This is a genomic window from Klebsiella sp. BIGb0149, from assembly GCF_004362605.1.
GTDB classification, from domain to species: Bacteria; Pseudomonadota; Gammaproteobacteria; order Enterobacterales; family Enterobacteriaceae; genus Klebsiella; species Klebsiella terrigena.
Map to the genome: position 1 here is coordinate 491,054 of NZ_SNYG01000002.1, position 21,309 is coordinate 512,362.

Sequence of the window (21,309 nt, forward strand, 5' to 3'; positions counted from 1 at the left end):
GATATACAGCGTTAACAATACGTCAATGCGTGGCTTCGCCGAGGCCGGTCAGTAGCGAAAGAATGCTGTCGGTCGCCATCGCCAGCGACTCATGCGGCTGATGGCACAGCACGAACTGGCGGTCGGCCAGCGGATCCTGCAGCGATAGGTGCGCAAACTTAGACGTGGAGATAATTTGGCGGGCCACGGCTTCCGGCATCAGCCCGATACCTATCCCGCAGGAGATCATCGCAGCCATGCTGTCGAAGCTGCCGACGCGAATACGCATCTTCAGCGGCTTATCCAGCCGACGCGCCAGCTGGGCGAGCATAATCGAAATGGAGGCGCCTTCCGTCAGCCCAATCAGGTCGTGCTGAATCAGCTCCGCTGCCGTTAGCGGCTGATGGTTGGCAACCAGCCGGGCCAGGGGATGGTCAACCGGCGTCACCACGCAGAGTCGATCCCGACGGTAGGGTACGCCCGGCAGCGCGGCGTGGCTCACGGAGCGTTCATAGATGCCAATATCCGCAACCCCGCGCTGCACCGCCTGAATAACGCTTTCGCTGTTCATCTCATGCAGATCGATATGGATGTTGGGATAGCGCTGATGGCTTCGGCGCAGATCGTCGGTGAGAAACTGCAGGACCGCCGAAGTACACGCGGCGATGCGCACGACGCCGCGGTTGCCCTGCAGAAACGACTGCATGTCGTCCTGCATCCGTTCGGCGGAGTGTAGAATCGAACGCGCGTGGGCCAGTATTGCCCGTCCCGCGTCGTTCAGCGCCATGCCGTGCGGCAAACGCACGAACAGCGCCATGCCGAGCTGCTCCTCCAGCTCGCGAATGCGTCGCGAGGCGGCGGCGGGAACCAGATGCAGCTGGGCCGCGGCGTGAGTGATGCCGCCGAGCTCCGCCGTGGCGACAAACAGCCTTAACGTCATCAGATCAAAACGTATGCTGGGGGCGACCCGATAAACGTTACGATCTTCGGATACCGGAAAAGCCAGATTTTTGCCCATAGTATTTGCCCTGATAGTCGATTCAATGCCAAAGATGGCCCGTTACGTTTGGCCGGCGCTATAGCGGTACCATCACCACCCGGGCGCCGGCCTGCTGCAGCGCATCCCGCCCGCTGGCGGAAAGACGCTCATCGGTGATGATTTCGTCAAAAGCGTTCAGCGGCAGGGCGCGCCAGGTCGCGACTTTGCCATATTTCGAGCTGTCGCTGAGCAGAATACATTTACTGCTCACCTCGCGAACGGCGCGTTTTACCGCCACCTTATTCTCATCGGGGGTGCTCAATCCCTGGTTGCTCCAGCTGGAGGCGGAGACGAAAGCGATATCAATACAGAGGTTTCGCAGCGCAAAGGCGGTCGCCTCCCCCACGCATGAGCGGTTTTCCCGACACAGCATGCCGCCGGTATGCAGCATCCGGCATTCGCTCTCGGCTATCAGAAAATCGCTGATGACAAAGTCGTTGGTCACCACCAGCAGATCGCTACGCTGGCCAAGCTGGCGAGCCAGCGCCAGCGTCGTGGTGCCCGCATCCAGGTAAATGCAGCTGTTGTAGGGGATCTGCAGCGCGGCATAGCAGCCAATCGCCTGTTTTTCAGGCCCGTGCATGGTGATTTTATCCTGATGGGACGGTTCGCTTTGCAGGCGCTGCATGGAGCGCACGCCGCCGGAAACCACCAGCAGGTGCCCCTCTTTCTCCAGCTTCCTGACATCGCGGCGAACCGTCATATGGGAAACGTTCAAATGAGTGGCTAAGTCGTTAATACTGATGGCGTCCATTGCCGCCACCAGCGCTAAAATTTTATCGTGTCGCTCAAGGGGTCTCATTCTGGCCCAATTCCGTAGGTTTAAAACCGACAGCCGTTTTACCGACAGTATGACATCGCGTAGTTATACAGACTTTACGCCTGCGCCACTCGGGTAATTACGCACTTTAACACCGGCAAGGGAAATGACCGCCTAAAAATGTTAATTAATGTGATTAATGTGCAAAAACACCCGCATCAATGTTCACATTTAACAAAAATAAGCGTGATGAATGGTATTTTTTCACATATGATGGCCAAAAAACTGTGACAGCCGCGCTTAACGGCAGGGGGATATATGATCTATCTGGGCGTAATTGCCGACGACTTTACCGGGGCAACGGACATCGCCAGCTTTCTGGCACAAAACGGTATGTCGGTCATTCAGTACAACGGGATACCGGCCGGGCATCCCCTGCAGGACGATGTCGATGCGATTGTGATTAGTCTGAAATCACGCTCCTGCGCGACGCAGCGCGCGATCGATGATTCGCTATCCGCGCTGCGCTGGCTCAAAGAGCGGGGCTGTCAGCGCTTTTACTTTAAATATTGCTCAACCTTCGACAGTACCGCCGAAGGTAATATCGGCCCCGTCACCGACGCCCTGCTGGCTGAGCTCGAGGAGACCCAGACCATTATCTCTCCGGCGCTGCCGGTAAACGGCCGCACCGTGTATCAGGGCTACCTGTTTGTTCAGCAGCAGCTGCTGTCCGAATCCGGCATGCGTCACCATCCCGTGACCCCGATGCGCGACAGCAGCCTGATCCGCCTGATGGAGCAACAGTCGGCGGGACGCGCCGGGCTGATCCCGCTGGCTACCCTGCGCCAGGGCCGCGAAAGCGTGCGCCAGCAGCTGGATCGCTTGCGCCAGCAGGAGATCCGCTATGTGGTTATGGATGCCGTCAGCGAAGATGACCTGCTGCTGCAGGCGGCGGCGACCGAGGATCTGCGGCTGATAACCGGCGGCTCGGGGCTGGCGATTGGCGTTGCCCGCCGCTTTTCCGCCTCGCATCCGGCAAAAGAGAGCCAGCAGCGAGGCGCGCCCGTCCCGGGACCGGCGGTGGTGCTTTCCGGCTCGTGCTCCACCATGACCAACGCCCAGGTTGCCCGCTATCGGCCTCAGGCCCCCTATTTTGCGCTGGAGGTGGCCCGCTGCCTGGAGGACGGCGACGGCTATGCCGCCGAGGTATGCCAGTGGGTATTAGCGCAGGGCGCATCCCCTCTGGCCCCGATGGTATTTGCCACCTCGGAGGCCGAAACGCTGCAGCGCATTCAGCAGCAGCACGGTGCCGAGAAAAGCAGCCAGGCCATCGAGCGCTTTTTTGCCCGGCTGGTTCCGCTGCTGGCGGACAAGGGGATTCAGCGATTTATCGTCGCCGGCGGCGAAACCTCCGGGGTTGTGACCCAGGCGCTCAGGATCCAGGGGCTGCACATTGGTCCGATGATTTCGCCAGGCATACCCTGGGTGAAAGCGACCGATCGCCCGCTGTCGCTGGCGCTGAAATCCGGCAACTTCGGCGATGAAAACTTTTTTGCCCGTTCGCAGCAGGAGTTTACCCATGAATGAATCTCAAACGCGCGCGGCGCTGGTCAGCCTGGGGCGCTCGTTTTTCCAGCGCGGCTACGCCACCGGTTCCGCGGGTAATCTGTCGGTACTGCTGGATGACCAGACAATTCTTGCGACGCCAACCGGCTCCTGCCTCGGCGAACTGGAGGCCGAACGCCTCTCTAAAGTGACGCTGGATGGCGAGCACCTCTCCGGCGACAGGCCGTCGAAAGAGGTCAGCTTTCATCGTGCGGTTTACCTGAATAATCCGCAGTGCAAGGCAATTGTGCATCTGCACTGCCTGTATCTGACGGCCCTGTCCTGCCTGGAAAATCTCGATACGGAGAGCTGCATCCGCCCGTTTACGCCCTACGTGGTGATGAGAATGGGCAACGTCCCCGTGGTTCCCTACTTCCGTCCCGGAGACGCGCAAATCGGTGAGCATCTGGCCAGGCTGGCGCCCAATCACAACGCCTTTTTGCTGGCCAATCACGGCCCGGTGGTGAGCGGCAAGACGCTGCGTGAAGCGGCGGATAATCTGGAGGAGCTCGAAGAGACCGCGCGCCTGATCTTTACCCTCGGCGATCGGCCAATACGCTACCTGACGCCCGCCGAAATTGCCGCCCTGAGGAGCTGAAGATGCCGAAATTTGCCGCAAACCTGTCAATGATGTTTACAGAGCTGCCGTTTATCGAACGCTTTGCCGCGGCCTCCGGCGCCGGGTTTGAGGCTGTCGAATTCCTGTTCCCCTATGACTACGATATCAGCGTGCTGCAGGCCGTTTTACGGCGAACGCGATTGAAAGTGGTGCTGTTTAACACCCCCGCGGGCGCTATTGATAAAGGCGAATGGGGGCTCGCGGCCTTGCCCGGCCGGGAAGCCGAAGCGCGACGCGATATCGACCGGGCGCTGACGTATGCGCGGGCGATGAGCTGCCCTGCCGTGCACGTGATGGCCGGCGTCATCCCCGACGATTGCGCGCCATCCGCCTGTATCGATACCTTCATTGAAAACCTGCGCTACGCGGCAGAACGGGCTGCCGGCGATAATATCCAGCTGTTGGTTGAGGCGCTCAGCCCCCAAACGCGCGCGGGCTATCTCTTCTCCAGCCAGTATCAGGCGCTGGATATTGTTAACAGGACCGACCGGCCCAGCGTAAAGCTGCAGCTGGATCTGTTTCATGCGCAGCAGGTGGACGGCAATCTGAGCCATTTGCTCCGCCGCTACGCCGGACAATATGCCCACATCCAGATTGCCTCGGTACCCGATCGGCACGAGCCGGACGAAGGCGAAGTGAACTATCCGTGGCTGTTTGCGCTGCTCGATAGCCTCGGCTACGGCGGCTGGGTGGGATGTGAGTATCAGCCGCGGGCGAGCACGGAAAGCGGCCTCGGCTGGCTGGCGCCCTGGCGCCAGCCCTGAGGCGAGTCGGCTCCTCAGGGCGAATGCTCCACCACGGGCGGCCGGTAGCCAGCAGAGGCTTTTCGAACCCGCATACCGCTCCTCGGTAGCTCTAAGGCCCCTGCCACGGCTCGACGGCGTGCCCACCGAAGATGCGCTCCCGCGGGAGATTAAAAATGAAATAGGGATTCAGCGCCGGAAGCTGCCCGACGGCGTCCAGGCGCGAGAGCTGGTCGGCCGACAGCACGATATCCAGTGAAGCAATATTCTCCTGAAGCTGCTCGACCCTGCTCGCCCCGATCAAAACGGAAGAAACTCCCTGACGGCGGACAACCCAGGAGAGCGCGACCTGCGCCATCGGCCTGCCGACTTCGCCGGCAACATCGCGCAGCGTATCGACGATGCGGAAGTTCGCCTCGGTAAAGAGCAGCCCACCAAAGGGATTATCACCATTGAGACGCCCGCTGCTTCCGCCGCTGGACTCTCCTGAACGGTTAGGCAGCTGACCGGCGGGCCCCGCATCGGCAAGCTTCTCCCTTCCGTATTTTCCCGTCAGCAAACCGGCGCCCAGCGGGCTCCAGGCCACCAGCCCCAGGCCGAGAGCGTTACCGGCCGGAAGTATGTCCAGCTCCACTCCGCGATCGATGAGCGAGTATGAATATTGCAGGCCGATAGGCTGCGGCAGCCCCTGCGCGGCGGCCAGCGTGGCGATTTGCGCCACGTACCATGAGGGCGCGTTAGAAAAGCCATAGTAGAGAATATCGCCGCGCCGCACGGCATCGGTTAACGCCCGAAGCACCTCCTGCGCGGGCGTCGTCATATCCCAGACGTGGGTCCAGAAGAGGTCAATATAGTCAGTGCCAAGCCGCTTAAGAGAGCCTTCAATGCCGTTGCGGATATTCCGCGCGGAATTACCGCCGGCGAGAGGCGTATCCTGGCGTCGCGGGAAGCCGGATTTGGTCGATATCACCATCTTTTCCCGATTGCCGCTGTTGGCCAGAAAGCGGCCCAGCATTATTTCGCTATTTCCGCCGGCATACACATCTGCCGTGTCCACGAAATTTCCTCCGGCGGCGGCGTAAGCGTCAAAAATAGCCCGCGCCCCGGTTTCGTCAACGCCCCAGCGGCCAGCGCCAAACGTCATCGTACCGAGCGCCAGCGGGCTCACCGCGAGCCCGGAACGGCCGAGCGTGCGGTAGCGGGTCATATCCATGATATTCTCTCCTCAATATGCCAACTGAAAAGTCACAGTATGAAGGGGAAAGCCGGCAGGACTAGCCCCCCGACGTGACAAAGCCTTATGAAAGGAGTGCAGCAATGAAGCGCGGTGACCTTGACGATCTGGCGGCATTTGCCGCCGTGGCGAGAACCGGCAGCTTCACTCGCGCCGGCGCAGAGCTAGGGCTGTCCCCCTCGGCGCTCAGCCACGCGATGCGCGCACTGGAGCAGCGGCTTGGCGTAGTCCTGCTTGCCCGAACCACCCGCTCGGTGGCGCCCACGGCCGCCGGGAGGCAGCTGTTGCAGACTCTGGAACCCGCTCTGGCGAGCCTGGCTGAGGGGCTGGAAACGCTGGCTCACGGGCGAGACACCCCTTCTGGCCTGATTCGCCTTAGCGTTTTTCACTACGCCGCGCGCGCCGTTCTCGCCTCTAAGCTCCCCGCATTTTTGCTGGAATATCCGCAGATATCGGTGGAGGTCATCGTCGACGATCGCCTCGTCGATATCGTAGCTAACGGTTTCGATGCCGGTATACGCCTCGGTGAAACGGTGGAGCGGGATATGGTTGCGGTACGCATTGAGCCGGATATCCGCGCCCTGGTGGTCGGAACGCCGGGATATTTTGCGCGACATGCGCAGCCCGCGTCGCCGCAGGATCTGGAAGAGCATATTTGTGTTAACTACCGCCTTGTTAGCACGGGGAAAATAATGCCATGGGTATTTAAGAATCAGGGGGGCGAAATAAAGCCCCGGATTAAAGGTCAGCTGATCGTTAACGATGGAGTTCTGGCCTCCGCCACCGTAAGAGCGGGAGCAGGATTAGGGATGCTTTTAGAACACGAAGTGGCGGAGGAGCTGGCGAGCGGCAGGCTTATTTCCGTCCTTGACGAATGGTGCCCCCGCATTCCCGGCTGTCATCTCTACTACCCGAACCGCCGGGTCAGCCCGGCGCTACGGATGCTCATCGATACGCTACGCTGGAAGGGGGCGACCGAACGGCCTGCCCCCTTAAGTTGAAAGGTGCGTTTTAACCCTGCTTTCCGCCCGTCAGGACGTACGCCATTTCCGGGTTAACGGTTTTTCGATTTCGACAATCAGGAACATCACAAAGCCGATGATGAAGGTGATCACCCAGTAGCGGAACGGCAGCGCGGCGGTACCAAACAGCATCTGCATAAACGGCGCGTAGATGATCAGCAGCTGCAGCACCAGCAGAACGCCGCTGACGATCCAGATACCTCTGTTGGCCAGTAATCCTTTGCTCAGAGAGAAACCGTCGGCGACGCGACAGTTGAGCATATAGAACCACTGGGCGGTGACCAGCGTTTGCAGCAGGACGGTACGAATAAACTCCGGCGAGTAGCCGCGCGGCTGGAGCCAGGCTTCCAGCACGAAGGCGCTCACGGCGATCATCGAGCCGACGAAAATGACCCGCCAGATAGCGAAACCGTCCATAACGTGCAGCTTAGGATCGCGCGGCGGACGCTTCATGATGTTCTTTTCGCCGGCCTCAAACGCCAGGCCAAACGACAGCGTGGCCGAGGTCGCCATGTTCATCCACAGGATCAGCACCGGGGTCAGCGGAATTAAATTCCCCGCCAGCAGGGCAATAATAATCAACAGCCCCTGCGCCAGGTTAGTCGGCATAATAAAGAGGATGGTTTTCTTCAGGTTATCGTATACCCGCCGCCCTTCCCTGACCGCGCTGGCGATGGTGGCGAAGTTATCATCGGTAAGCACCATATCGGCCGCTTCCTTGGTCACTTCGGTCCCCTTGATGCCCATGGCGATCCCAACGTCGGCCTGCTTCAGCGCCGGGGCATCGTTCACCCCGTCGCCGGTCATCCCGACCACCTCTTTTTTACTCTGCAGCGCCTGCACCAGGCGGAATTTATCCTCCGGGCTGGTACGGGCGAAAATATCAAACTTCTGCGCCGCTTCGCTGAGCTGCTGGTCGTCCATTACCTCAAGCTCGCGCCCGGTAATGGCGGTGCCGGCGTTGCCGATGCCCAGCATTTGCCCAATGCTCATCGCCGTTTGCGGGTGATCGCCGGTGATCATCTTCACGCGGATCCCCGCCTGCAGGCAGTCGCCGATCGCCGTAATGGCTTCCGGACGCGGCGGATCCATCATCCCGGCAATGCCGAGAAGAATCACCCCCTGCTGCAAATCCTGGTGGGTCAGCTCGGTCTGCCCGCTGGCCGCAGGCTTCCACGCCGCCGCCACCATGCGCAGCCCTTCCCGCGCGTACTCTTCAATTTTTGCCTCCCAGTACGGCTGATCGAGCGGCTGCAGGCCGCTATCGGTCTGCTGCTGCTGGCAGAGTCGGAACAGCACGTCCGGGGCGCCGGTAATTAAAATCATCTCCTCGTCGCCGATGCGGTAGAGCGTCGACATATATTTATACTGCGAGTCGAAAGGAATTTTGCCGCGCAGCTCGGTTGCCACCGCCGGCAGCGCCACCTTCGCCGCCAGCACCTTCAGCGCCCCTTCCGTCGGGCCGCCGGTAATTTTCCATAATCCGCTTTCATCCTTGATGAGCTGGCTGTCGTTACATAAATCAATGGTCCGCAGATAGCGCTCGAGCAGCGTACCCGGCGCCACCACCACCGGCCCGGAATCATCTACCGGATGGATATTACCGACCGGCTCATAGCTATCCCCTTCGACCCGGTAAATAGTGTCCGCGGTAATGACGGCTTTGACCGTCATTTCGTTCATGGTCAGCGTCCCGGTTTTATCCGAGCAAATGACGGTCATCGCGCCCAGGGTCTCAACGGTCGGCAGCTTGCGGATAATCGCCTTCTGCCGGGCCATGGTCTGCACGCCCAGAGAGAGAATAATCGAGATGATCGCCGGCAGCCCTTCCGGCACCGACGCCACCGCAAGGCTAATCAGCGAGAGCATCAGCTCCGAAACCGGCATATCGCGGAACAGCAGGCTGAAGACAAACAGCGCGGCCATCATCGCCAGAATAATGATAAAAATGGCTTTCCCGAGCTTGTCCATCTGCACCAGCAGCGGCGTGCGGTGCTTTTCAATATCCGCCATCATCTGGTTGATATGGCCCAGCTCGGTATCCCCGCCGGTCGCCACCACCAGGCCTTTACCGCCGCCGGAGCTCACCGTGGTCCCCGAGAACAGCAGGTTCGTGCGGTCGCCGAGGGGAAGTTCACCGCTCAGCGCCTCGGTGCTTTTCTCAACCACCGTCGACTCGCCGGTGAGTATCGCCTCTTCCACGCGCAGGTTGTGGGCTTCAATAACCCGCAGATCGGCAGGAATGCGGTCGCCCGCGCGGATGACCACGATATCGCCGGGCACCAGCGCGGTGGTCGGAATCGTTTCATGGTTCCCCTGGCGGATCACCACCGCTTCGCTGGACAGCATATTGCGAATGCTCTGCAGCGATTTTTCCGCATTACTTTCCTGAATATGCCCGATCAGAGCATTGATCACCGCGACGCCGAGGATCACCAGGGTATCGACCCAGTGGCCCATGACCGCGGTCAGCAGCGCCGCTGCCAGCAGGACGTAAATCAGAACATCGTTGAAATGGGCCAGGAAGCGCAGCCACGCGGGTTTACCCGCCTTTTGCGGTAACGCATTCTCGCCGTACTGCTGGAGTCGCGATGCCGCTTCTGCGCTGCTAATACCTTCGGGGGAGCTGTTGGTGCTGGACAGGGTTTCATCGACGGAGAGCTTGTAGAACGGGCCGCCCGGTTTGTCTGTACTCATAGTTATCTCCTCACTCCTGTAACGGAAATCAGAACAGCATCAGGCCGCCCTTAACGCACAACGAATACCGGAACGTGAGCATAACGAACGATACTGGCCGCCTCAGAACCCAGCAAATGGGTCTGAATATTGGGGTTGCGTGAGCCAACGATCACCACATCCGCCTGCAGCTCGTCGGCCAGCTTCGTCACTTCGTCACGAACGTTGCCGCTGCGAACGTGAATCTCAACGTCACCTTCCGCCAGGCCCGACTTTTTGACGAGCTCAGCAAGTTTTTCCTGAGAATTTTTAACAAGATAGTCTTCCATTTTTCGCGCATCGGAAATAAATCCGCGCGTCAGCGCCGGGGAAAATAGAGGATTTACGTGCACCAGGTGAATTTTCCCGGCAGAGCTCTGCGCGAGAAACTGAGCGTGGGATAGCGCCTTGTCGGCAAGGCCAATTTCAAAGACATCAACCGGGACCAGAATATTTTTATACATACAGACAATCCTTTTGTTACCAATAGAATAGATCGCGAATAGCTCCCCAACGAGACGCGTTGAGGAAAAAATCTCAGGAACAAAGCTGGCACAGAAGTCGGTATGATTAAACGTAGCACACGACGGTTAACATGATTAAGCCGCCAATTAATATATTGAAAAATATCACGGAGATAGCCCGCCTCAGACAATTCGGCTGAAAACGCCGCTAAACCGTCGACATAAGGGCAATTTTTACTCTTTTTAACCTTTCCGCTTTTCTACGACTATGCTCATTATCAGGGGCCCTGGCGCTTCTGAAAACCACCCAGTAATTAGGTAGATAAGAATCTACTTACAATATAACCAGTACCAAAGGAGGAACGATGTTTGGCTATAGTCTGTTTCGCCTGAGCCTGTTTATCGCCCTGGCAATAATTGCCTGTACGGCTACAGGATTATTCACCTATGTCGTCGTCTCTGCCCTGGCTGAATAAGTCCGACGTTTGTAACTAATATGTAAAATAAATCTCTTAGCTCTGCGGGGAATACAGTGAACCGTTATTTTTCTCTCATTCCTGTTGTTATTTTAATAACAACAGCTTGCGACCAGAAAGCGCCGCAGGTTACGCCGCTGCCGCGGATGGTGAAAGCCGCTGAGGTGACCGCGGTAGGTGATTCACAGCAGCGCGTTTTCCCCGCACGCATCGAATCCGGGGACTCCACGGAGCTCTCTTTTAAACGCGGCGGCCAGGTAGAGTCGCTCGAGGTTCGGCAAGGCGCGAACGTTGCGCAAGGGCAGGTCCTCGCCCGCCTCAACGCGCGCGAAGCCCAGCAGCGCGTCAATGAACGACAAACCGCCGCCACGCTCGCCCAGCGGCAGTTCGATCGCTTCCAGACCCTCGCCGGCCGCCAGGCTATTTCAAAAGCGGAAATGGACGTTCAGCGCGCCAGCCGCGACTCGGCTAACGCCGCGCTGAAAATTGCCCGCGAAGAGCTCGGCCGCCCTTTAGCGGGGTGGCGGCCAGCGTCCCGGTCCGCAATCATCAGGTGGTGGCCGCCGGGCAGACCGTGGTGACCCTGACGCGTACCGATCTGCTCGACGTGGTCTTTAGCATCCCGGAAAACCTGTTTAGCGCCTTTGATATTCGCAACGCCCAGTATCGGCCGATCGTCAGAATCAACTCCCTGCCGGACCGCCAGTTCACCGCGCAGTACAAAGAGCATTCCGGCAGCAGCGACAATAGCACCCTCACCTGGCAGGTGATTTTGACCATGCCACGCCCGGCCGATTTCCCGACGGTCGGCGGCGTCAGCGGCACCGTGACGGTTAACCTGGCAAACCTCCCCGCCAACGCCGGCCGCGAGGCGCTGGTGGTGCCGGTTGAGGCGGTCTTCAATCCCGATAGTCACCAGCGCAACGAGCCGCACGTGTGGGTGATTAAAGGCGATGGCGAGCAGCTGCATCTTGAGGATCGCAAAGTGAGCGTCGGGCAGGTGACAACCCAGGGGGTGGTCATTACCGACGGGCTCAGCGCCGGCGAGCGCGTAGTGGCAGCCGGCGTAAGCGAACTGCATGCGCAGCAGCCGGTTCGAATCTGGACGCGTGAACGAGGCCTTTAATGGATATATCCCGCCAGTTTATTAATAATCCCGTTCGCGTCTGGCTCACCATTCTGCTGCTGGGCGTGGGCGGTATTTTCGCCCTGCTCAATATCGGCCGCCTGGAAGATCCGGCGTTTACGATTAAAACCGCCGTGGTCATTACCCACTATCCTGGCGCCTCGGCCCAGCAGGTTGAGGAGGAGGTCACCCTGCCGCTGGAAAATGCCCTGCAGCAGCTACCCTACCTCGATAACGTCAGCTCCATCTCCGCCAACGGGCTGTCGCAGATTACCGTCAACATCGCCTCGAACTATCACTCCAGCGAGCTGCCGCAGATATGGGACGAGCTGCGGCGCCGGGTAGGAGACGCGGCCCGGCTCTTCCCGCCCGGCGTGGTTGCCCCCTTCGTAAACGATGATTTCGGCGACGTGTTTGGCTTCTTCTTTGCCATTTCCGGCGACAGTTTTACCAATCCGGAGCTGGTCCGCTATGCCGAACAGCTGCGCCGGGAGCTGGTGCTGGTACCCGGCGTCGGCAAGGTCGCCATCGGCGGGGCGATCCCGCAGCAAATTAATATTGATATCTCGCTGCCCAAAATGGCGGCCCGCGGCATTACGCTGAACCAGCTTTCCGCCATTCTCAGCCGCCTGAACGTCGTTTCCAGCGCCGGGGAGATCAAATCCGGCAGCGAGTCCATTCGCCTGCATCCGACCGGGGAATTTGACAATCTCGACGAGCTGGGCGATCTGCCCATCAACCCCCACGGTACCGGGGCAACGACCCGGCTGCGGGATATTGCCACCCTCTCGCGCGGGCTGAGCGAATCGCCCTCCAGCATCTACCACGCCAACGGTCGCCAGGCGGTGACGATGGGGGTTTCGTTCATCCCCGGCGTCAACGTCATCGACGTTGGCCACGCGCTGGAGGCGCGGCTTGAGCAAATGTCGGCGGAAAAGCCCGCCGGGATAAAAATCGATCTGTTCTACGATCAGGCGGCCGAAGTCGGCCACTCGGTTAGCGGCTTTATCACCAACTTCCTGATGGCGCTGGCCATTGTCGTCGGCGTGCTGCTGATCTTCATGGGCGTGCGCAGCGGCATTATTATCGCGTTCTCGCTGGCGCTTAACGTGCTGGGTACGCTGCTGATTATGTACCTGTGGGGCATTGAGCTGCAGCGGATTTCGCTGGGGGCGCTGATTATCGCCCTCAGCATGCTGGTCGATAACGCCATCGTCATCGTCGAAGGGGTGCTGATTGCCCGCCAGCAGGGATCGACGCTGCTGACCGCCGTTAACTACGTTATCCGCCGATCCGCCCTGCCCCTGCTGGGGGCGACCGTGATTGCGATCCTCGCCTTCGCGCCGATCGGCCTGTCGCAGGACTCGACGGGGGAGTACTGTAAATCGCTGTTCCAGGTGCTGTTAATTTCCCTGATGCTCAGCTGGTTCTCGGCGCTGACCATCACCCCGGTGCTGATCAAATGGTGGCTGTTTAAAGGCGCGGCGTCCCCGGCGCCGGCCGCCGAGGCCGACCCCTACCGCGGGCGCTTTTACCGCAGCTATCAGCAGATCCTTAACGCCCTGCTGATGCGCAAAACCATCACCCTCGTGCTGATGGCGGCGCTGCTGGGCGGCGCTATCTGGGGATTCGGTTCGGTGCGGCAGAACTTTTTCCCTTCATCAAACACGCCGATCTTCTTCGTTGACCTGTGGCTGCCCTACGGTACCGATATTGCGGCAACCGAAAAAATGGCCAGCGATATCGAAACGACAATTAACGGCCAGCCCGGGGTCGTCACCACCATCGCTACCGTCGGCCAGGGCAGCATGCGCTTTATCCTCACCTACAGCGGCCAGCGGCAGTACAGCAACTATGCGCAGATTATGGTGCGCATGGACGACCGGCGCAGCATCGACGCCCTCACGCGCCACGTTGACGCCTATATTGCGCGCAACTATCCGCAGGTCAACGCCAGCAGCAAGCGGGTGATGTTCGGTCCGTCCGGCGACAGCGCGATCGAGGTGCGCATCAAAGGCCCCGATCCCGACAGATTACGGCTGATAGCCAGCCAGGTGAGCACCATCCTCTCCGCGGATCCGGCCGCCGGCAGCGTACGTAACGACTGGCAGAACCGCAGTAAAACCATCCGACCGCAGTACTCGACCACCCTCGGGCGCGAGCTGGGGGTGGATAAACAGGATATCGACAGCGCGCTGCAGATGAACTTCACCGGCAGCCGCGTCGGGCTGTACCGCGAAGGCGCCGATCTGCTGCCGGTGGTGGTCCGTCCGCCGGCCGCCGAACGTCAGGATGCTAACCATCTCAACAACGTGCTGGTGTGGAGCCAGAGCCGGCAGCAGTACATTCCGCTGAGCAACGTGGTCAGCGACTTTACCCTTGAATGGGAAGATCCGTTGATTCTGCGCCGCGACCGCAGCCGCGTACTCACGGTGATGACCGACCCCGACCCTCTGAGCAACCAAACCTCGGGGGATATTCTGGCGCGGGTGCAGCCGCAGATTAACGCGCTTAGCCTGCCGCACGGCTACAGCATTGAGTGGGGAGGCGATGCCGAGAACTCCAGCGAAGCGCAGCAGGGGCTCTTCACTACCCTGCCGCTCGGCTATCTGGTGATGTTTGTCATCACCGTGCTGATGTTCAGCTCGCTGAAAAATGCGGTCGCCATCTGGCTGACCGTACCGCTGGCGCTTATCGGCGTAACCCCGGGCTTTTTAATTACCGGCATACCTTTCGGCTTTATGGCGCTGATCGGTTTACTCAGCCTGAGCGGCATGCTTATCCGCAACGGCATCGTGCTGGTGGAAGAGATTGAACAGCAGAAGCAGGAAAAGCCGCAGCACCAGGCAATTATCTATGCCGCAACCTCGCGCTTACGCCCTATACTGCTCACGGCCTTCACCACCGTGCTCGGGCTGGCGCCGCTGCTGCTGGACGTCTTCTTCCAGAGCATGGCGGTTGTTATCATGTTTGGACTGGGTTTTGCGACCATCCTGACGCTACTGGTTCTGCCGGTTATTTACGCCTGTTTCCACCCTAAGGATATGCAGCAAGCACAATGAACACCACCGGGTTAAATATTATCAAAACGCTGGGATGCATGACGGCGGTAACGTTCTTTACCATCTATAACACCTGGGATCTGTATGATTACGATTATCACTGGATCCTCGGCTTTCTGACGTTTGTCTCGACCATCGCCACCCCGCTGTTTTTTGTGGTGGCGGGCTATCTCGACGCCCAGTCCCGGCACAGCGAGCGCTGGCAGATGGGCAAAATTAAAAGCGTGGTGATCGTCTTCCTTTTCTGGATGACGATTTACTACCTCTTTGAGCCCTACCAGCGCGGCTATCTGATTCAGCCGTGGTTCGTCTTCACCTTTATTGTGATCTATACCTTCCACCCGCTGGTCGAGTGGCTAAGCCTGCGCAGAAGGATCTTTTTTAGCGCGGTGTTTGCCCTGCTGCTGTTCTCCTACAGCTACGATCTGCTGGCGGCACTCTATCCCGACGTTCACGTGCTAAGCCTGGCGCCGCAGTATCGCCTGTGGACCTGGCTGTTGTTCTATTTAACCGGCCAGCTGTTTAACGATCCAATGGTCGTGCGCTGGCTGACTCGCGATAAAGTGGTAAAAGCCGCGATGTGTGCCATACCGTTTATTTATCTTTTCACCTGGTTTTACGAGCGCCATTTCTTTTTCGCCCTGTTTAAGGCCGACAGAAATGCGTTCCTGCTCACCGGTTCGCAAATTTATATTCTGGTGGTGGCGCTGGTTATTGCGGCCAACGGCGTTCGTTTTCGTAAAAACAGCGAGTTTAAAGAGAGCATTCTGGCGGCAATCAGCAAAACGATGACCGGGGTCTATATCCTCCACTACTCCGTTTTTCATCTCCTGAGCTCCCTTATCCCGATTGGTTCGCTGAGCACAAAATTAATGCTGATTGCCCTGACGTTTGTCGCCTCGGTATTGATTTCAATGCTGGTGCTATCAAACCCGGTCGCCAAAAAGTTGATCACCCTTTAAGCCTTGCGGCCCGGCCTGGCGCCGGGTTTAAAAACCATAGCGCAGCCAGGCAAAGAGGACGTTACCGTTATTATAGGTGCCGGGAATATAGGTAAACTGCACGCTAAGCCGCTGATAGCTTGCGGAAAACAGCGGCAGGATAATCGGTAGCGGCACGTAATTAGCGAAATCATCGCGCGCGGTAATTCCGGCGGTCACCCCGAGCCCGAGGCGGAAATCGCGGGCGCTATCCAGATACCAGCCCTTCTCCCAGCCGTAGCCGATGATGGGCTGCCACTCGTTATGCGAATCCTTAAACATCATGGCGTACAGCGAGCTCCAGTCGCCGTCATCGTGGTAGCGAGAGAAGCCGAAGCCGCCGCCCCAGGGCATCTCGTTGTAGCTATCCGTTTTCTCTTTATCGTAGGTTAAGCGGTTGTGCCAGCTGAGAAACGGCAGATACAGGTCATAGTTTTGCGGCTCATTCCAGGTTTGCGAAACATCATTTTTTAACCAGTCCCACCAGCCGCTGATGCGCTGCTCGCCGTAAACGCCCTTTTCAGCCCGCGCCGCAGAGGCAAAAATAATCAGGGCTGCCAATACTATCAGCCGACAACGTGGCATAGGCTTTTCCTTATAGATAATTTCCACTGGGTGTTCATTCTGAGAATAATAACCGCGCTTTGCAAATGTCGTGGCGGCATTTTACCGGTGATACGCGCACCTTATGATCAGTATATATAACAACCGCCAGGGCGGTTGCCAATCGCGGCAAAGCGTATCATTTCGCGACAGCGGGGATTATCATGACGCTAATTAGTGATTTTGCAGGCGGTGCTCGAAAAATAAATGGATGTCATAAGCATTATTATGTCGGCGGGGAAATCCTCGGTTAACGTCGCGCTTTATACCCTGCTACCCATTATGGTAGTGATGCTGATCATCATGAAGTATCTGGAAGTTCGCGGGGTGCTCGACGTTATCGTCCGCTGGGTGGCGCCGTTGCTCAAGCCGTTTGGTTTAACCGGGATGAGCGCTTTTGCCCTGATTCAGATGAATTTCGTCAGCTTTGCCGCCCCGCTGGCAACCCTGTCGATTATGGATAAACGCGGTGTCTCTGACCGGCAGATGGCCGCAACCCTGGCGATGGTCTTTGCCATGGGCCAGGGCAACGTCTTCTATCCCCTCGCCCCCTTCGGCCTGCACTGGATGGCCTCGATAATCATTTCGATTGTTGGCGGGCTGTGCGCGGCTGCGGCAACCTGGTATTTCACCGGCCGCCGGCTGTCGACCGTCGAAAACGCCCGCGCGGAGGCGCTACCCAACGCGGAGCAAACTAGCCAGGGGATCATTTCCGTTATCAACAGCGCCGGCTCCGACGCAATTCGTCTGGCCCTCGGCGCGGTGCCGATGCTGATCCTGTCGCTCACCATCGTCGGGCTGGTGCAGGCTGCTGGCCTGATTGATATGCTGCAGCGCCTGCTGATGCCGCTGCTGCTGTGGCTGCATATCCCGGAAAACTTCGTCCTGCCGGCGCTGGTCAAATGCGTGGCCGGCGGCACGGCCTACTTTGGCGTGATCTCTGAATTGCTTCAGCAGGGCAAGGTCACCGCCAGCCAGATTAACGCCTCCGCCGGGCTGCTGATTCAAACCTTCGATCTGCCGGGAATCGGCATTTTTCTTGGCGTCAGCTCGCGGTTTGTCCGCCTGTTCCGCTTTGTTGCGCCTGGCGCCATGGTTGGCATCGCGGTTCGCACCCTGATGCACGTCTCGCTATTTTGAGGCCTCAACCCGCGCTTCAGGCTGCAGGCAGGCCCGCATATCAGGCTGGAAGCCGCAGCCGATGCGCTGGTCAATGCGCGCCATCATAAACGGGAAAAACGGGTTGGAGGTCACGCGCATCAGCGTATCCAGCCCGACGCTGAGGCTGGAGGTCTCTCCCCGGAGCGAAATCGTACCGATGCTGATGCCGTAACGATTCTTCTCCGCCGGCTCGCGGCCGTACAGGGAGTCGTTCAGCGGGAACGGCACCGCCACGTGCGAAAGCGAATACATATCCTGCGGCCACGCAAGGTTCAGCGGCGTCACCCGCTCCTCTTTTTCTCCTGCCGGCGTGGTGCGTGCCACCGTCTCATAGGTAGTGGGCGAGGCGTTGGTAATCACCGTAGTGCTATATTGCCGCGGCGCCGGCGGCAGAAGCGCGCTGACCGCAGAGTAGAGCGCGGGACGAAACAGCGCCCGCAGGTTGGCGGCCTGGTTGATATCAAAAATCACCAGCTCGCTGCCGTTTTGCGGCAGGTAGCGATACAGCGAATCAACCACCGCCCGGGTGCTCACCGTAGAGTCCATGACCGACTGGAAGGTCAGCACCGGCGGCAGCGCGGCAAGCCGCCGGCTGCGGGAGGCCTGGACTATCTGCTCCTGCAGCGCCTGGGTTAACAGCCACGACTGCCGGGCCGCCTTCACCGGAAACGAGTTGTACTTGTAAGGATTAAACTCCGGCACCACGTTCAGCCATGCCGCCCGGGCAAAGGCCGGGAACACCGCCGGCAGCCCCGTCAGCCCGGCAAAGCGGGCAAACGCGGTCACCCCGATCATCGGCGACAGCAGGACTATCTGCTGCGGCTCGGGCAGAGCGTTATCATCCAGCGCGTCGAGCGCATACTTCAGCGCCAGCGCGCCGCCGTTGGAGTAGCCGATCACGTGTAGCGGTACCTGCGGCCCGCCCAGCCGCGTCGCTTCGCGCACCGCCAGGCGCGTTGTCGCCATCCACGCCTGCCAGTCAACGGCGGTCAGCGATCCCGGCGCGGTGCCGTGTCCCGGCAGCCTCGGCACCACCGCCACGAATCCCTGCTGCTGATAGGCTTTTGCCAGATAGCGCACGCTGTAGGGCGAGTCCGTCAGCCCGTGCAGCAGTACCGCGGTGCCGCGCGGCTTTCCCTCCGGCAGCAGCACGAAGGAGCGGTTCCAGTTAGGCTGAAACTTCTCCGGGTAGACCTCGCTTTGGGCATAAAAACGGTTGAGCGGCGTTTTTTCATTATCTGGAAGCGCATCCGTCAGCTGGGTTTTCATCTGCTGAAAAATAGCCCCCTCCCGCGCCAGATATCCGGCAAAGGTGGTGCGGTCAATCTCAGCCGCCGACATTTCATCGGCGGACCAGGTATGCCACGAATGCAGCGCAGGCCCGCGCTGGGTTTCATAAATACGTCCGGCAAAAAAAACGCCAATCACGATAAGCAGGCCCACGGCGATTTTTTTCACCAGCGAGGCGACTTTTAAACCAGCTTTATTCAGGTGTCGGGTAAAGCGCATCATTGCCATATTGCTGTCCATTTTCTTTGCCGTATATGACGACCGTTGGCGCATTGGCGCGTTGGTGTTTGTGTGACTAAAGCCTGCGAGACGCTTTTTAAACATAGACTAAACCGAAAGGCTATTCTTATTGTCAGAAGCGGAGCAAAAGACAATTATCGCCGGGAATATAACAGGCCAGAGAGAAAGAGATGGAGTGGTGGGTAAAAAAGGTCTGCACCGCAACGACCCGCGTGGTTTTACAAAGCGGCCAGCTGCTGATCATTGCCGAGATTGAACCCTGCCGCTGCGGCTTAAAAATCGGCGATAAGCTCACGCCGCTGGCGAACGCCCGCTACCGCATCAACGACGACCCCGCGGTGACTATCAGGGTACAAAAGGCAACGCACTTCAGCCCCGAGCGCTGGGCAGATAGCGCGCATTCCAGGGCCGAATAGCCGCCAGTAATAATCACCAACTGTTTCTATTTGCAGTATTTTCATCGCTCAGCCGGTGAAATTCCCCTTCGCTCTTTTCGGTCTGTGACATACTATCGAACACGTCAGCAGACCTGAAACAAGGAGCGAACGATGAACCACAAGGCCGCCAGTCTGACCCCGGAACAAGCGCTGAGTCAGCTAGAAACGCAGTATGAGCAGTCGGTCAATGCGCTACGTAAAGCCATTGGCGAGTACATCAACCACAACGTGCTCCCTGACGAGAGCGTCCGTGCCCAGGGGCTGTTTGTCTATCCGCTGCTGTCCGTTTCCTGGGATGGCGCCGATCACAAGGCCCTCAAAACCCGCGCCTGGGGCCGCTTCACCCACGCCGGCTGTTACACCACCACCATTACCAATCCTAAGCTCTTTCGCACCTACCTCCTCGAACAGCTGACCCTGCTGTATGAGGATTACGGCGCGCACATTAGCGTTGGGCTTTCGCAGCATGAAATTCCCTACCCTTACGTGATCGACGGTTCCGCGCTGACCCTCGATCGCTCGATGAGCGCGGGCCTGACCCGCCATTTCCCGACCACCGAGCTGTCGCAGATTGGCGATGAAACCGCCGACGGGATATTCCACCCGACCGAAAACCACCCGCTTTCCCACTTCGATGCCCGACGCGTCGATTTCTCCCTCGCCCGCCTGCGCCACTACACCGGCACGCCGGTCGACCATTTCCAGCCGTACGTCCTGTTCACCAACTACACCCGCTACGTGGATGAGTTCGTGCGCTGGGGCTGCAGCCAGATCCTCGATCCCGACAGCCCCTATATCGCGCTCTCCTGCGCCGGCGGGATCTGGATCACCGCCGATACCGAAGCGCCGGAGCAGGCCGTGTCCGACCTGGCATGGAAAAAGCATCAGATGCCCGCCTGGCACCTGATCACCAAAGATGGTCAGGGGATCACCTTGATTAACATCGGCGTTGGCCCTTCTAACGCCAAGAATATCTGCGATCATCTGGCGGTGCTGCGCCCGGACGTGTGGCTGATGATTGGCCACTGCGGCGGCCTGCGAGAAAGCCAGACCATCGGCGACTACGTGCTGGCGCACGCCTATCTGCGCGACGACCACGTGCTCGATGCGGTGCTGCCGCCGGATATCCCGATCCCCAGCATCGCCGAGGTCCAGCGCGCGCTGTACGACGCCACCAAGCAGATCAGCGGCATGCCGGGCGAAGAAGTTAAGCAGCGGCTGCGCACCGGGACGGTAGTCACTACCGACGACCGCAACTGGGAGCTGCGCTATTCCGCCTCGGCGCTGCGCTTCAACCTCAGCCGCGCCGTCGCGATTGATATGGAAAGCGCGACTATCGCCGCCCAGGGCTACCGCTTCCGCGTCCCCTACGGCACGCTGCTGTGCGTCTCTGATAAGCCGCTGCACGGTGAGATAAAGCTCCCCGGCCAGGCCAACCGTTTTTATGAAGGGGCGATTTCAGAGCATTTGCAGATTGGCATTAAGGCCATCGACCTCCTGCGGGCCGAAGGCGATCATATGCATTCGCGCAAGCTGCGCACCTTCAACGAGCCGCCTTTCCGCTAGCTTCCCTTCCCCGTACTCCCCTGGGCGCAACCCGGCGCCCGGGGGCTTTAACGTCGAGAAACGCCCCTCCCTCTGGTCGCCGCACGCCACCTCCCGAGGCCGAAAGGCTATCTCTTCATCACCGCCCTTTATCATTATGATAATAATTATCGCCGCGCAGGTGATAATCACCCGGCAACGGCGGCTGC

General features: G+C 59.1%; 16 protein-coding genes and 1 pseudogene. 10 read left to right on the forward strand and 7 right to left on the reverse strand.

The features are described from left to right. Positions 1-22: 22 nt before the first annotated feature. Together EDF75_RS09170 and EDF75_RS09175 are read right to left on the reverse strand one after the other, a co-directional pair. Positions 23-997 carry a LysR family transcriptional regulator gene (locus tag EDF75_RS09170; protein ID WP_133598673.1) on the reverse strand — a complete coding sequence of 325 codons (975 nt, stop codon included), beginning with the start codon at positions 995-997 and terminating at the stop codon, positions 23-25. A gap of 58 nt (positions 998-1,055) precedes the next feature. Next, a complete protein-coding gene (locus tag EDF75_RS09175; protein ID WP_133598675.1) occupies positions 1,056-1,820 on the reverse strand; it encodes a DeoR/GlpR family DNA-binding transcription regulator in 765 nt (254 codons plus the stop codon). Between the two features lie 276 nt (positions 1,821-2,096). Between EDF75_RS09175 and otnK the strand changes: the two genes are divergently transcribed. Genes otnK through otnI form a run of 3 tightly spaced genes read left to right on the forward strand, consistent with a single transcriptional unit; the run spans position 2,097 to position 4,766 of the window. Then, entirely contained in the window at positions 2,097-3,365 is a 1,269-nt protein-coding gene (gene otnK, locus EDF75_RS09180; protein WP_133598677.1) for a 3-oxo-tetronate kinase, read from the forward strand. Then, complete coding sequence (gene otnC, locus EDF75_RS09185) at positions 3,358-3,981, forward strand: 3-oxo-tetronate 4-phosphate decarboxylase (RefSeq protein ID WP_133598679.1); 624 nt, start codon at positions 3,358-3,360, stop codon at positions 3,979-3,981. Before otnK ends, otnC begins: the two co-directional genes overlap by 8 nt. Before the next feature lie 2 nt (positions 3,982-3,983). Then, positions 3,984-4,766 (forward strand): 2-oxo-tetronate isomerase, encoded by a 783-nt coding sequence (gene otnI / locus EDF75_RS09190; RefSeq protein WP_133598681.1) that lies wholly within the window; start codon positions 3,984-3,986, stop codon positions 4,764-4,766. A gap of 91 nt (positions 4,767-4,857) precedes the next feature. Here otnI and EDF75_RS09195 read toward each other — a convergent pair whose 3' ends face one another. After that, positions 4,858-5,958 (reverse strand): aldo/keto reductase, encoded by a 1,101-nt coding sequence (locus tag EDF75_RS09195; protein WP_133598683.1) that lies wholly within the window; start codon positions 5,956-5,958, stop codon positions 4,858-4,860. Positions 5,959-6,062: 104 nt separating this feature from the next. Here EDF75_RS09195 and EDF75_RS09200 point away from each other — a divergent pair, with 104 nt between their 5' ends. After that, positions 6,063-6,980 carry a LysR family transcriptional regulator gene (locus EDF75_RS09200; protein WP_133598685.1) on the forward strand — a complete coding sequence of 306 codons (918 nt, stop codon included), beginning with the start codon at positions 6,063-6,065 and terminating at the stop codon, positions 6,978-6,980. A 30-nt stretch (positions 6,981-7,010) separates the two neighbouring features. Here EDF75_RS09200 and EDF75_RS09205 read toward each other — a convergent pair whose 3' ends face one another. Both EDF75_RS09205 and EDF75_RS09210 read right to left on the reverse strand, forming a co-directional pair. Further along, the gene (locus EDF75_RS09205; RefSeq protein WP_133598687.1) at positions 7,011-9,698 is read right to left on the reverse strand and encodes a cation-transporting P-type ATPase; all 2,688 of its coding nucleotides are present in this window, start codon (positions 9,696-9,698) and stop codon (positions 7,011-7,013) included. Positions 9,699-9,748: 50 nt separating this feature from the next. Further along, the gene (locus tag EDF75_RS09210) at positions 9,749-10,180 is read right to left on the reverse strand and encodes a universal stress protein (RefSeq protein WP_045859401.1); all 432 of its coding nucleotides are present in this window, start codon (positions 10,178-10,180) and stop codon (positions 9,749-9,751) included. 532 nt (positions 10,181-10,712) lie between these two features. On the opposite strand from EDF75_RS09210, the pseudogene EDF75_RS09215 reads away from it, so the two are divergent. The 3 genes and pseudogenes from EDF75_RS09215 (at position 10,713) to EDF75_RS09225 (ending at position 15,806) form a co-directional block, all read left to right on the forward strand. Then, positions 10,713-11,782 (forward strand): annotated as a pseudogene (locus EDF75_RS09215) (efflux RND transporter periplasmic adaptor subunit). After that, entirely contained in the window at positions 11,782-14,844 is a 3,063-nt protein-coding gene (locus EDF75_RS09220; RefSeq protein ID WP_133598689.1) for an efflux RND transporter permease subunit, read from the forward strand. The pseudogene EDF75_RS09215 and the gene EDF75_RS09220 overlap by 1 nt, the downstream one beginning before the upstream one ends. Beyond that, positions 14,841-15,806 carry an acyltransferase gene (locus EDF75_RS09225; RefSeq protein WP_133598691.1) on the forward strand — a complete coding sequence of 322 codons (966 nt, stop codon included), beginning with the start codon at positions 14,841-14,843 and terminating at the stop codon, positions 15,804-15,806. The genes EDF75_RS09220 and EDF75_RS09225 overlap by 4 nt, the downstream gene beginning before the upstream one ends. A 27-nt stretch (positions 15,807-15,833) precedes the next feature. Here the strand turns inward: EDF75_RS09225 and pagP are convergent, their stop codons facing one another. After that, on the reverse strand, positions 15,834-16,409 hold the full coding sequence (pagP, locus tag EDF75_RS09230; RefSeq protein ID WP_133598693.1) for a lipid IV(A) palmitoyltransferase PagP: 576 nt from the start codon (positions 16,407-16,409) through the stop codon (positions 15,834-15,836). Positions 16,410-16,634: 225 nt separating this feature from the next. Here pagP and EDF75_RS09235 point away from each other — a divergent pair, with 225 nt between their 5' ends. Continuing rightward, entirely contained in the window at positions 16,635-17,567 is a 933-nt protein-coding gene (locus tag EDF75_RS09235; protein ID WP_133598695.1) for a nucleoside recognition domain-containing protein, read from the forward strand. Here EDF75_RS09235 and EDF75_RS09240 read toward each other — a convergent pair. Next, positions 17,559-19,106: an alpha/beta hydrolase gene (locus EDF75_RS09240; protein ID WP_133599428.1), complete on the reverse strand. Its 1,548-nt coding sequence runs from the start codon at positions 19,104-19,106 to the stop codon at positions 17,559-17,561. The two genes, EDF75_RS09235 and EDF75_RS09240, sit on opposite strands and share 9 nt — an antisense overlap. Positions 19,107-19,288: 182 nt before the next feature. Between EDF75_RS09240 and EDF75_RS09245 the strand changes: the two genes are divergently transcribed. Then, a complete protein-coding gene (locus EDF75_RS09245; protein WP_133598697.1) occupies positions 19,289-19,534 on the forward strand; it encodes a histidine kinase in 246 nt (81 codons plus the stop codon). A 132-nt stretch (positions 19,535-19,666) separates the two neighbouring features. Beyond that, positions 19,667-21,121: an AMP nucleosidase gene (locus EDF75_RS09250; RefSeq protein ID WP_045859415.1), complete on the forward strand. Its 1,455-nt coding sequence runs from the start codon at positions 19,667-19,669 to the stop codon at positions 21,119-21,121. Positions 21,122-21,309 lie beyond the last annotated feature (188 nt).

Excerpts from the sequence above, each read along its gene's own strand:
- EDF75_RS09250 (WP_045859415.1), top strand. The coding sequence starts at position 19,667 with ATGAACCACAAGGCCGCCAGTCTGACCCCGGAACAAGCGCTGAGTCAG.
- otnK (WP_133598677.1), top strand. The coding sequence starts at position 2,097 with ATGATCTATCTGGGCGTAATTGCCGACGACTTTACCGGGGCAACGGAC.
- otnI (WP_133598681.1), top strand. The coding sequence starts at position 3,984 with ATGCCGAAATTTGCCGCAAACCTGTCAATGATGTTTACAGAGCTGCCG.
- EDF75_RS09240 (WP_133599428.1), bottom strand. The coding sequence starts at position 19,106 with ATGGCAATGATGCGCTTTACCCGACACCTGAATAAAGCTGGTTTAAAA.
- EDF75_RS09225 (WP_133598691.1), top strand. The coding sequence starts at position 14,841 with ATGAACACCACCGGGTTAAATATTATCAAAACGCTGGGATGCATGACG.
- EDF75_RS09235 (WP_133598695.1), top strand. The coding sequence starts at position 16,635 with ATGGATGTCATAAGCATTATTATGTCGGCGGGGAAATCCTCGGTTAAC.
- pagP (WP_133598693.1), bottom strand. The coding sequence starts at position 16,409 with ATGCCACGTTGTCGGCTGATAGTATTGGCAGCCCTGATTATTTTTGCC.
- EDF75_RS09210 (WP_045859401.1), bottom strand. The coding sequence starts at position 10,180 with ATGTATAAAAATATTCTGGTCCCGGTTGATGTCTTTGAAATTGGCCTT.
- EDF75_RS09170 (WP_133598673.1), bottom strand. The coding sequence starts at position 997 with ATGGGCAAAAATCTGGCTTTTCCGGTATCCGAAGATCGTAACGTTTAT.
- EDF75_RS09200 (WP_133598685.1), top strand. The coding sequence starts at position 6,063 with ATGAAGCGCGGTGACCTTGACGATCTGGCGGCATTTGCCGCCGTGGCG.
- otnC (WP_133598679.1), top strand. The coding sequence starts at position 3,358 with ATGAATGAATCTCAAACGCGCGCGGCGCTGGTCAGCCTGGGGCGCTCG.
- EDF75_RS09245 (WP_133598697.1), top strand. The coding sequence starts at position 19,289 with ATGGAGTGGTGGGTAAAAAAGGTCTGCACCGCAACGACCCGCGTGGTT.
- EDF75_RS09220 (WP_133598689.1), top strand. The coding sequence starts at position 11,782 with ATGGATATATCCCGCCAGTTTATTAATAATCCCGTTCGCGTCTGGCTC.
- EDF75_RS09205 (WP_133598687.1), bottom strand. The coding sequence starts at position 9,698 with ATGAGTACAGACAAACCGGGCGGCCCGTTCTACAAGCTCTCCGTCGAT.
- EDF75_RS09195 (WP_133598683.1), bottom strand. The coding sequence starts at position 5,958 with ATGGATATGACCCGCTACCGCACGCTCGGCCGTTCCGGGCTCGCGGTG.
- EDF75_RS09175 (WP_133598675.1), bottom strand. The coding sequence starts at position 1,820 with ATGAGACCCCTTGAGCGACACGATAAAATTTTAGCGCTGGTGGCGGCA.